The following is an 11,069-nucleotide window of genomic DNA, read 5'->3' as shown; positions in this document are numbered from 1 at the left end:
GCGTGCGGCGGGCTCAGAGAGGAGTCGAGGCCGACGGCACGAAGGGGGCCCCGTGACCCGGGATGATCAGGGCCGGGCTCAGGGCCAGGACCTTCTCCCTGGCCGCCCGGAGCCGGTCGCGGTCGGGCGCGAAGGGGTCGTCGGCCGGTCCCTCGGCGGTCCACCAGAGATGGGTCAGGACCACCAGGCCCTCCGCCGCGGTCACCAGGGTGCTGACGTCCTCGTCGGTGTGGCCCGGGGTGGTCATCAGCGTGATCGACGAGGAGAGCCGGTAGCCGTCGGCGTCCCGGTCCTCCCAGATGTCGTCGCGGTAGACGGCCATGTGGTCGTGGAAGCGGGCCTCGGGGAACAGGGCCGCGTTCAGTGTGTGGTCCGGGTGGTGGTGGCTGAAGACCACGTCGGTGACGTCCTCGGGGGTCAGCCCGTGGTCCGTCAGCGGGTCGAGGATGAGCCGGCGGTCCGCGACCATCCCGGGATCGACGACCGCGACGGTCGCTCCGTCGACGAGCAGGGTGACGGTGCCCGCCACCCGTGTGTCGGCGTAGCCGGTGGTCAGGACGTGGAACGAGGCGGTCATGACGGGTTCCTCCGGTGTGGCCTGGAGTGCCGGCCGCGCGGGCCGTGGTGTGCGGGTCCTGGGATCCTGCCATGGGGCACCCGGCGCCCGGAAGCCGGTGATCACGCCCGGGAGCCGGTGATCGGTGCGCCCGAGGTAGGGCGGCGCGGGTTGGTGACCGTGCCCGGCTCGGACGACTGGCGGACGGCGGACGGCGGACGGCGGTCAGCGGTCAGCGGTCAGCGGTCAGCGGTCAGCGGTCAGCGGTCAGCGGTCAGCGGCCGAGGGTGTGGGTGTGGGTGTGGGTCCGGTCCTCTCCCTCTGCCCGTCCGAAGCCTTCTCCCCCGGCCCGCCCGAAGTCGCCGCGACGACCCGGGACCGTCCGCTCAGCCCTGTGCGGCGGACGCCGGCGTTTGCCGCGCCGCGCGCAGGGTGGCGAACAGCGCCGGTCGGGCTAGACGTCGACCACGACAAGCGGACCGCGGACCGCCGACATCCACGCGAGCACCGCCAACACAGAGCCGCGGCGCATGACCGGACGTCCGGCACAGGCCGGGGCCGCGGGCCAGATCGTGGGCGGTGTGCCGGACGGGCGCCGCGCGGGCTGTGGACGACGCTCCGGCGCCGTCCCGCATCGCGCCGGGCCCCCGTTCCGCACGGCGCCGCGGTCACCGCAGCAGGGTTGTCAGGGGCATGCTCGCGCTTCTACAGTCCAAGGCAGAACGGAAATGGGAGCGCTCCCAAGGCGGAGGATGCAGGGAGCGCCTGGCACCACCCCCCACCTCCCGGCCGTACCTCCGAAAGAGGCCCCCATGCGACCGTCGCCGTATCCACCTCTGTCGCGTTCCGTGCGCGGCGCGCTGGGCGCGCTCCTCACCGCGCTCGCGACCATCGCGGCACTCTTCGCCGCCACGCCACCCGCCCAGGCCGACACGACCGTCTGCGAACAGTTCGGCTCGACCGTCGTCCAGGGGCGCTATGTCGTCCAGAACAACCGCTGGGGCACCAACGACCCCCAGTGCGTCACCGCCACCGACACCGGCTTCCGGCTCGGCCGGGCCGACGGTTCCGTCCCCACCAACGGCGCGCCCAAGTCCTACCCGTCCGTGTTCAACGGCTGCCACTACACCAACTGCTCCCCGGGAACCAGCCTCCCGGCCCAGCTGTCGAACATCTCCAGCGCGCCGAGCAGCATCTCGTACGGCTACGTCGGCGACGCCGTCTACAACGCCTCGTACGACATCTGGCTGGACCCGACGCCCCGTACCGACGGTGTGAACCGGACCGAGATCATGATCTGGTTCAACAAGGTGGGCCCGATCCAGCCCATCGGCTCGCAGGTCGGCACGGCCACCGTGGGCGGACGCTCCTGGCAGGTGTGGTCGGGCGGCAACGGCACCAACGACGTGCTGTCCTTCGTGGCCCCGTCGGCGATCACCGGCTGGAGCTTCGACGTGATGGACTTCGTCCGCCAGGCCGTGGCCCGCGGACTGGCGCAGAACAACTGGTATCTGACGAGCGTCCAGGCCGGCTTCGAGCCCTGGCAGAACGGTACGGGGCTGACCGTGAACTCGTTCTCGTCCAGCGTCAACACCGGTGGCGGTGGCCCCGGTGGTCCCGGCGGCGCCGCCTGCCAGGTGGCGTACACCACGAACGTGTGGCAGGGCGGCTTCACCGCGAACGTCACCGTCGCCAACACCGGTTCCGCACCCGTCGACGCCTGGCGCCTCGCCTTCGCCCTGCCCTCCGGTCAGAGCGTCACCAGCGCCTGGAACGCCTCCCTCTCCCCGTCCTCGGGATCGGTCACGGCGAGCGCCCTGGCGCACAACGCGAGCATCTCCCCCGGTGGAAGCCAGACGTTCGGCTTCCAGGGCACCTACAGCGGCGCCTTCACCGCGCCGGGCGGGTTCAGCCTCAACGGGACCGCCTGCACCCGGGCGTGACGCGCGCGACCGGTGCCGGGCGCCGCACGGGCGCCCGGCACCGGTTGACGACGTGGTGCGCCGACCAGGGCCCCTCGGCCGTCAGGGACCGCGAGGGGGAACCGCACCGATCCAGCGGTGATGAGCGTCCCTGTCGACGTTGCCGCCGCACACGACCGTGACGACGTGACGGCCGGCGAAGCGGTCATGGTCTTCGAGGACCGCCGCGATACCGAGCGCGGCCGCCGGTTCGACGACGAGGCCGGCGTGGTCGTGGAGCAACCGCACACCGGCGATGATCGACGCCTCCCGGACCAGGACGGCGTCGTCGGCGACCAGGAGGAGGTCGTTCAGGACTTCCGGGAGGGGGTACCGGCCGGCGACCCCGTCGGCGATCGTGTCGGTCGCGTCGGTGGTGACGACCCGCCGCTGATGCCACGAGTGCGTCATCGCCGGTGCGCCCAGCGGCTGGACGCAGATCACCTCGACCTCGGGTGCCAGGGTCTTGAGCACATGCCCCACGCCGGTGGCGAGCGCCCCGCCGCCGAGAGCGAGCAGAACCGTGTCGAACTCCGGTGCGGTGTCGACCAGTTCCAGGCCGATGGTCGCCGCGCCCTCGCAGGTCTCGATGTCCAGGCTGTCCTCGACCAGCCTGATGCCCTCGCGGCGGGCGACGGCCGCCGCCCGCTCCCGGGCCGACTCGTGGTCGCCGTCGACCAGTTCGAGCCGGGCGCCCAGCGCGCGGATCCGGTCGAGCTTGGCCACGGTCGCGAAGCGGGAGGCCACGACGGTCACTTCGAGGCCCCGGCCGCGACCGGACCAGGCGAGGGCCTGGCCGAGATTGCCCGCGCTGGCGCACACCACGGCTCGCGGGCCATGACCACCGCCGGCGAGCCGGGTCGCGACGACCTCGGTGCCGCGGCCCTTGAAGCTGCGCACCGGGTTCGCGGTTTCGAGCTTGACGCTCACCGCGCATCCGAGGTGGGGCTCCAAGGCCTCGCAGCGGTAGAGCGGGGTGTCGAGGAAGACCGGGTCGATGACCTGGCGGGCAGCCCTGATCCGGGCGATGTCGAGACGTGTCTCCTGCACGACACGGCAGCGTAGTGCCCGACGGCGCCCCGCCATCGGGCAACTGCCGCTTTCCGCCTGCCGGTCGAGGTGACCGGCAGGTCCCGTCCCGCCGGCGCGCGGTACGCCGCGGGCGCGGGCACGGCAGCACCCCGGCGGTGCAACCGCCGGGGTGAACCGCTTGCACTGTCAGCCGCCCCGCCACGGGCCGGCCCTGCCCGGACGGCCGAGGTTCCGTGCGGCACGACGGAGTTCCAGGCGTGCTACACCTGGTTGAAGAACCGCCACACCTCGGCCGGCAGCCAGGTCCTGGAGCCGCTGTCGCCGGTGGCTCCGTCCTGGGGAGCCGCGATGTGTCCCGCGTCGAACGCCGCCCAGGCGACCGGGTGCCCGGCCGAGCACCCGGAGTAGGTGGTGACCCGGTGCGACAGGCTGCCCTGCGCCGGCTCGGGCGGGTTCTGGGGGGTGCAGCCGTTGTTCCTGACGAACCTGTCCCGCATCGACCGGCCACCGGAGATTCCGAGGACGTTGTCCCGCAGCCCGTGCACCCCGAAGTAGGCGATGGGCTGCGTACCGCCGCTGCAGCCGCTGAGCTGCCCGCCGCTCTGGACGGCGACCGCGCGGAAGACCGTCGCCCGCGAGCATGCGAGCGAGTACGACATGGCGGCGCCGTAGCTGAATCCCAGAGCGAAGCGCTGGGTCGTGTCGATGCACAGACTCGCGTCGAGCCGCCGGATCATGTCGTCGACGAAGGTGATGTCCTCGCCGCCCGCGTTGCCCCAGCCGTTGTTGAGGCCCTGGGGTGCGACGAAGACGGCACTGTTGTTGGCCAGCCGCTGGAGCCCGTAGTAGGCCCAGGTGCCCGTCTCCACGGTGCGGCCCGTGGACACGTCGGTGGAGGTGCCGCCCAGCCAGTGGAAACCGAACACCAGCCGGTAGGCACGGTTGCGGTCATAGCCGTCCGGGACGCGCAGGATGAAGCTCCGGTTCTTGCCGCCGCTCTGGATCGTGTGCGTACCGCTCGTCAGCGCGGGCGCCTTGCCGCAGCCGGGGGTCGTGGCGGCGGGGGCACGCCCGGAGGCGACGGCCGTGCCCGAGGCCGCGAGCGTCGTGCCCCCCAGGGCCAGGACGAGCAGCGCGACGATAGCGGGCCATAAGAGGGTTCTGGTCCTCGTGATCATGTGACTCCCTTTCCGGCAACCCGATCCCATGAATGTCGTGCACCTGACACCCAGCCGTAACGCAAGATTCGGCCACGTTCACGATCGAACTCCACCCGGTCGCCAGGTAGTCCCGGACTATAGAGAGGCAGGCGAACATGTCAACACACGGCGTTCCACCGGTTCCGACGGCCGCGACTGACACCGGAGTTGGCGTGGACCAGGCATGGGAGCCTTCGGAACTCGGCGAAAGCGAGAGATCCCGACGCACGATGCGAACGAAATCTTTCGACCTGAACGCCGAATCATGCGAGAGGTATTGACGGGGCACACCGGGCTCCTATCATCCAAAGTGCTCGATGCGCCGATCGGTGTCCGACATCACGAACCAGGCAGGACAGGCAGGCCCTGGCACGGCGGACCGCGCCGAGTCACGGCACCCCCTACGACGTACGTCGGCACCAGCACCCGCCCCTCGGTCCCGAGGCACGGCGGCTCCACGCGCCACCCACGACGGCCCGGCCGCGCAAGGAGAACGACATGGATATGTCATGGCCTGATCATTTCTGGGATCGCCGTCGCGCGCTGACCGCAGCCACCGGTCTGGTGACGGGCACCCTGCTCCCCCTGGCCGGAGCGTCGCGTGGCGTCGCGGCCCCCGGTCCGGCACAGGGGCCGGCCGTCCCGGCCGCCGCGGACTTCACCAACCCGGTCGTCTGGCAGGACTTCGCGGACCTCGACATCATCCGCGTCGGCGCCACCTACTACGCCTCGGCCTCCACGATGCACTACTCGCCGGGCGCTCCCGTGCTGCGCTCGTACGACCTGGTGAACTGGGAGATCGCCGGTCACGCGGTGCCCACCCTCGACTTCGGCGCCAAGTACGACCTGAACGGCGGCCGTGGCTACGTCCGCGGCATCTGGGCGTCGTCACTGGCCCATCGCCCGAGCAACGGGAGCTTCTACTGGCTCGGCCAGATCGACTTCGCCCGGACGTACGTCTACACCGCCACCGCCGTCGAGGGCCCGTGGAACAGGCTCACCACGATCAACACGCCTTACTACGACGCGGGGTTGCTCGTCGACAACGACGACACCCTGTACGTGGCGTACGGCAACTCCACCATCAGCGTGGCCCAGCTCTCGCCGGACGGCCGCACCCAGGTCCGCACCCAGCAGGTGTTCACCACACCGCCGAGCGTCGGCACCCTGGAGGGCTCCCGCTTCTACCGGATCAACGGGCAGTACTACATCTTCCTGACCCGTCCCGCGAACGGCCAGTACATCCTGAAGTCGTCGAGCGGCCCCTTCGGTCCGTACACGATGCGGCAGGTCCTGCTCGACCTGCGCGGGCCGATCGCCGGCGGCGGTGTCCCGCACCAGGGCGGACTGGTGCAGACGCAGAGCGGGGCCTGGTACTACCTGGCCTTCGTGGACGCGTACCCCGGCGGCCGGGTACCCGCCCTGGCACCGGTCACCTGGACCTCGGACGGCTGGCCCGTAGTGCAGCTCGTGAACGGCGCCTGGGGCGCCTCGTACCCCGCGCCGGCAGTGCCCGCCCCACCCCGCCCGACCACGCCCATGACCGGGGTCGACACCTTCGACGGTACGGCCCTCAAGCCGAAGTGGGAGTGGAACCACAACCCGGACAACACCAAGTGGTCGGTGAACAACGGCCTGACCCTGCGCACCGCGACCGTCACGGGCGACCTGTACTGGGCCCGCAACACCCTCACCCACCGCATCCAGGGCCCCACCTCCACGGCCACGGTCCAGCTGGACCCCTCGGCCATGCGGGACGGCGACCGGGCGGGACTGGCGCTGCTGCGTGACTCCTCCGCGTGGATCGGTCTCAAGCGCGACGGCGGTGCGACACGGCTGGTCATGGTCGACGGTTTGACCATGGACGGCAGCTGGAACACCACCGGCACCGGCGTCGAACGGGCGAGCGCGAGCGTGCCGGGCGGTCGCGTCTGGCTGCGGGCGAACGCCGACATCCGCCCCGGATCACCCCGGCCGGGCACCTTCTCCTACAGCACCGACGGCATCCGCTTCACCCGCCTCGGGCCCGCCTTCTCCCTGGGCAACGACTGGCGCTTCTTCATGGGCTACCGGTTCGCCCTCTTCAACCACGCCACGCAGGCACTCGGCGGCTCGGTCCGCGTCACACGGTTCGAGCTGACCACCCCCTGAAGCCTCCACCTCCTGAAGCCTGCACTCCCTGAAGCCTCCGCACCCGCATCACGAGCACACCATCACTCGCACCCGACCGTACGAGGAGAACGATGAACCCGATGAAACGGCTCGGCCGACGCCAGGCGTCGGTACTGGGCCTGGCAGCCGTCATGGCCCTGGTCACACCCGGCATCGCCACCGGTGCGCCGGAGACGGTACCGGGCGCCGCCACCGACGCGGCGCCGAAGGCGGTCAAGGCCTCCACCCTGGGCGCCCAGGCCGCCCAGTCCGGGCGGTACTTCGGAACCGCCGTCGCCGCCGGACGGCTCGGTGACGGCCAGTACACCGGCATCCTGGACCGCGAGTTCAACTCGGTCACGGCCGAGAACGAGATGAAATGGGATTCGACCGAGCGGAACCGTGGCCAGTTCACCTTCGGCAGCGGCGACCAGATCATGAACCGCGCGGCCTCCCGGGGCCAGCGTGTGCGCGGCCACACGCTGGTGTGGCACCAGCAGCTCCCCGGCTGGGTCAGCTCCATCCGGGACGCGAACACCCTGCGCGGCGTGATGAACAACCACATCACCACGGTGATGAACCACTACAAGGGCAGGATCCACTCCTGGGACGTGGTCAACGAGGCCTTCGCCGACGGCAACAGCGGCCAGATGCGCAGCTCGGTCTTCCGGGACGTGCTGGGCACCGGCTTCATCGAGCAGGCGTTCCGCACCGCCCGCACGGCCGATCCGGCGGCCAAGCTCTGCTACAACGACTACAACATCGAGGACTGGAACGCCGCCAAGACCCAGGGCGTCTACCGCATGGTCCGCGACTTCAAGTCACGGGGTGTGCCCATCGACTGCGTCGGCCTCCAGGCACACTTCGGCGCGGGCGGTCCCCCCGGCAGCTTCCAGACCACGCTGTCGAGCTTCGCCGCGCTCGGTGTGGACGTGCAGATCACCGAGCTGGACATCGCGCAGGCTCCGGGGTCCGCGTACGCGAACACGGTCCGGGCGTGTATGAACGTGGCGCGCTGCACCGGCATCACCGTGTGGGGCATCCGCGACAGCGACTCCTGGCGCAGCGGGGAGAACCCCTTGCTGTTCGACCGCAACGGCAACAAGAAGGCGGCCTACCAGGCTGCGCTCACCACGATGGGCGGCTCGCTCGCGACGAAGGGGGACAAGACACCATCGCCCCGGTCCGTGGGCCACTGATCGCACCCGGGTCGCACACCACGACCCGCTGAAGCCGACGCAGGCCCCCGGCTCACCCCTGGGGGCCTGCGTCCCCTCCCTCCGGAACTCCGCCACGCTCGCCCCCGGCGTGAGCGCGTGCCCGACGGCGGCCGACAGGTCGTCGACCGCGCGCCCATCGTGTCAGCGGCGTCGGTGGAGTTCGATGGCGAGTGGGGTGGCGGTGAACATGGAGGAGTACGTGCCCACGGCGAGGCCGATCAGCAGGGCGAGGGCGAAGTCGGCGAGGGAGTCACCGCCGAGGACGGCCAGGGCGGTGAGGATGAAGGCGGCTCCCATGCCGGTGTTGACGGTGCGGGGCAGCGTCTGCAGCAGAGCCCGGTTGGCGACGGCCGCGAAGGGTGAGGTCCGGTCGGCGCGGCTCAGGTCCCTGACGCGGTCGAAGACGACCACGGAGTCGTTGACCGAGTAGCCGATGACGGTGAGCAGGGCGGCGAGGAAGACGCTGTCCACGGGCTTGCCCAGCCAGGCGAAGACGCCGATGAGGATCACCACGTCGTGGGCGAGCGCGGCGACGGCGGAGGTGCCGAACAGCCAGCGGAAGCGGGCGGCGAGGTAGAGGAGTTGGGCGCCGAGGGCGACGACGAGGGCGATCAGGGCGCCGTTGCGCAGTTCCTTGCCGAGGCTGGGGCCGATGGCCTCGTCGCGGACCTTGTCGGCGCGGTCGGTCAGCGTGCCGATGGTGTCGGTGACGGCTGCCGCCTGCGCGTCGGTCAGCCGGTCGGTGCGGACGGTGAGTCGGCTGTCGCCGGAGATCTGGACGACGGCTCGGGGGAATCCGGCGTCGGCGAGCGCGGCGCGCGCCCGGTCGGCGTCGACGGGTGTGGCGGTGGAGTACTCGACGAGGCGGCCTCCGGTGAACTCGATCCCGAAGTCCAGGCCGCGTACGCCGATCCCGGCCACGGCGACGGCCAGGAGCACGGCGGAGGCGGCCAGCCACCGCCGGGGCCTGCGCATCAGCTGCGGTGGGGTGCGGGTGAGGCGGTCGCGGACGGCACCGGTCCGGTCGATGCCCGTCAGGCGGGGGCGGCGGCGTATCCCGGGCCGGGAGGCGGCGTGTTCGGCGAGCACCCGGGTGATGACCAGGGCGCTGAACATGGAGGCGAGGACGCCGATGCCCAGGGTGACACCGAAGCCGCGTACGGGTCCGGAGGCGAGGAAGAACAGCAGCCCGGCGGCGATGAGGGTGGTGACGTTGGAGTCGGTGATCGCGCTGAAAGCGCCCCGGAATCCCGCCGTCAGGGCCGACCGTGGGCTGGGCCGGTGGTGGGAGGCGTACTCTTCGCGGGCCCGTTCGAAGACCAGGACGTTGGCGTCGACCGCCATGCCGATGGCCAGGACGAATCCGGCGAGGCCGGGAAGGGTGAGGGTGGCGCCCAGGGCGGCGAGCGCGGCGTAGGAGATCAGGCCGTAGCAGAGCAGCGCCACGGTGGCGAGGACGCCCATGAGCCGGTAGACGGCGATGATGAACAGCGCGGTCAGCGCGGTGCCCACCGCTGCGGCCCAAGCGCTGGCCTCGATGGCCTGGGCGCCGAGGGTGGGGCCGACGGTGCGCTGCTCGACGTTCTCCACCGGTACGGGCAGGGCGCCGCCGTTGATGAGCAGGGCGAGTTCCTTGGCCTCGTCGGCGTCGAACGATCCGGTGATCTGGGTGGAGCCACCGCTGATGCCGGCGCCGCAGCCGACCGAGGGATCGATCTGGGGCGAGGTGATGACCTTGTCGTCGAGGACGATGGCGACCCGCCGGGCCGGGTCTCCGGCGGGGGCGCAGGCGGCCTCGCCCGTCAGGCGGGCCCAGCCGTCGCGGCCGGCTCCCTCGAAGTCGACGGTCACATGCCATCCGGCGCCGGTCTGCTGGTCGATCCGCGCGGCGGCCTCCTCGACGTTCTCACCGGTCAGCGAGGCCGCTTCGAGGCGCAGGAGTTGACCGGACTCGTCGGCGAGGACCCGCTCGCGCGGCTGCTTCGGCGCGTCCTTGTCCGTGTCGCCGGTGGCGGTCGCCGTGCCGAGGACCCGGTGGAAGGTGAGCTGTGCGGTGCGGCCGAGGACCTCGGCGGCCTCGGCCGGGTCCTGCACTCCGGGCAGTTCGACGACGATCCGGTTGTCGCCGGAGCGCGCGAGGGTGGGTTCGGCGACGCCCAGGGCGTCGATGCGGCCGCGCAGCACCTCCAGGGTGCGGTCGGTGGCTTCGCCGTCGTCGGCGGCGGTGTCGGTGTCGGTGTCGGTGTCGGTGTCGGTGTCGGTGGGGCGGGTTTCCAGCACGATCTGGGTGCCGCCTCGCAGATCGAGTCCGAGATGGACGGGTGTGGTGAGGGCGATGTACAGGGACAGGGCGACAGCGGCGAGGGCGAGCAGCCCTCGGATGCGCGGGGCGCGGGTCAACGGAGGCCTCCGGCAGGCACACCGCGGCCAGGCATGACCGCGGTCGACGGAAAGAAAGGGACGCTCAGGTGCCTGGTGCCGAAGGTGGTGCGCGCCCCTGGTGGCGGCCTGTCGGAGGGGGCGCGGCCGGCGGGGTCGCCGCGGCCGGGGAGGTCGTGCGGACGAGCCACGGCGGGCCGACGGTCGCGCGGTGCGCGGCGACGGCGACCGTGACCGGCGGCGCCGGCCTCTCGCCGGGGACATCGCGCGGGCTTCGCAGCAGGACGGCGCGGTGCCCGTCGTCCGCCGGTGCCCCGCTGTCGGCCCGCGCGACCTCGAAGGCCGACACGACCCGGCCCTCGACGGCCGACGCCACGCGGTCGGGCACGCGGGGCGCGCCGCCGTACACAGGCGGCAGGAGCAGGGCGGTGAGGACGGCGACCAGGACGGCGAGCACCGTCGCCGGGCCCAGGCCGGGGGCACCCCCGCGGGGGACGGTGGGCAGGCCGCGTGCCATGTGCCGTCCCCTCCACGTTCCCGGTGTCTGAAGTAAGTGTCTCGTCAGTGCCAA

General features: G+C 71.7%; 7 protein-coding genes and 1 pseudogene. 3 read left to right on the top strand and 5 right to left on the bottom strand.

Annotation, left to right across the window (positions count from 1 at the left end; all coding sequences use genetic code 11):
- Positions 1-13 precede the first annotated feature (13 nt).
- A complete protein-coding gene (locus H4687_RS42540) occupies positions 14-577 on the bottom strand; it encodes an MBL fold metallo-hydrolase (RefSeq protein WP_046915315.1) in 564 nt (187 codons plus the stop codon).
- Positions 578-1,368: 791 nt separating this feature from the next.
- Here H4687_RS42540 and H4687_RS42535 point away from each other — a divergent pair.
- Positions 1,369-2,499, top strand: a complete 1,131-nt coding sequence (locus H4687_RS42535) for a GH12 family glycosyl hydrolase domain-containing protein (RefSeq protein WP_046915316.1) — start codon at positions 1,369-1,371, stop codon at positions 2,497-2,499.
- A gap of 81 nt (positions 2,500-2,580) precedes the next feature.
- On the opposite strand, the gene H4687_RS42530 is transcribed toward H4687_RS42535, so the two are convergent.
- Positions 2,581-3,567, bottom strand: a complete 987-nt coding sequence (locus tag H4687_RS42530) for a threonine ammonia-lyase (protein ID WP_046915317.1) — start codon at positions 3,565-3,567, stop codon at positions 2,581-2,583.
- A 242-nt stretch (positions 3,568-3,809) separates the two neighbouring features.
- Positions 3,810-4,727, bottom strand: a complete 918-nt coding sequence (locus H4687_RS42525) for an alpha/beta hydrolase family esterase (RefSeq protein WP_225966983.1) — start codon at positions 4,725-4,727, stop codon at positions 3,810-3,812.
- Positions 4,728-5,246: 519 nt separating this feature from the next.
- On the opposite strand from H4687_RS42525, the gene H4687_RS42520 reads away from it, so the two are divergent.
- Together H4687_RS42520 and H4687_RS42515 are read left to right on the top strand one after the other, a co-directional pair.
- Complete coding sequence (locus tag H4687_RS42520) at positions 5,247-6,899, top strand: glycoside hydrolase family 43 protein (RefSeq protein ID WP_046915318.1); 1,653 nt, start codon at positions 5,247-5,249, stop codon at positions 6,897-6,899.
- 92 nt (positions 6,900-6,991) lie between these two features.
- Positions 6,992-8,074, top strand: a pseudogene (locus tag H4687_RS42515) (endo-1,4-beta-xylanase); the annotation flags it as partial.
- Between the two features lie 186 nt (positions 8,075-8,260).
- Here H4687_RS42515 and secD read toward each other — a convergent pair.
- Together secD and H4687_RS42505 are read right to left on the bottom strand one after the other, a co-directional pair.
- Positions 8,261-10,519, bottom strand: a complete 2,259-nt coding sequence (gene secD / locus H4687_RS42510; RefSeq protein WP_046915320.1) for a protein translocase subunit SecD — start codon at positions 10,517-10,519, stop codon at positions 8,261-8,263.
- Between the two features lie 64 nt (positions 10,520-10,583).
- Positions 10,584-11,015 carry a hypothetical protein gene (locus tag H4687_RS42505; protein ID WP_046915321.1) on the bottom strand — a complete coding sequence of 144 codons (432 nt, stop codon included), beginning with the start codon at positions 11,013-11,015 and terminating at the stop codon, positions 10,584-10,586.
- Positions 11,016-11,069: the final 54 nt, after the last annotated feature.

This window comes from Streptomyces stelliscabiei (genome assembly GCF_014873495.1).
Classification (GTDB): domain Bacteria; phylum Actinomycetota; class Actinomycetes; order Streptomycetales; family Streptomycetaceae; genus Streptomyces; species Streptomyces bottropensis.
The sequence above is the reverse complement of the archived record's forward strand: the minus strand, read 5'-3'. Positions and strand labels throughout refer to the sequence as shown.

What these genes read in the sequence shown, in the direction of transcription:
- H4687_RS42540 (WP_046915315.1), bottom strand. Translation starts at nt 577, where the DNA reads ATGACCGCCTCGTTCCACGTCCTGACCACCGGCTACGCCGACACACGG.
- H4687_RS42535 (WP_046915316.1), top strand. Translation starts at nt 1,369, where the DNA reads ATGCGACCGTCGCCGTATCCACCTCTGTCGCGTTCCGTGCGCGGCGCG.
- H4687_RS42525 (WP_225966983.1), bottom strand. Translation starts at nt 4,727, where the DNA reads ATGATCACGAGGACCAGAACCCTCTTATGGCCCGCTATCGTCGCGCTG.
- H4687_RS42520 (WP_046915318.1), top strand. Translation starts at nt 5,247, where the DNA reads ATGGATATGTCATGGCCTGATCATTTCTGGGATCGCCGTCGCGCGCTG.
- H4687_RS42505 (WP_046915321.1), bottom strand. Translation starts at nt 11,015, where the DNA reads ATGGCACGCGGCCTGCCCACCGTCCCCCGCGGGGGTGCCCCCGGCCTG.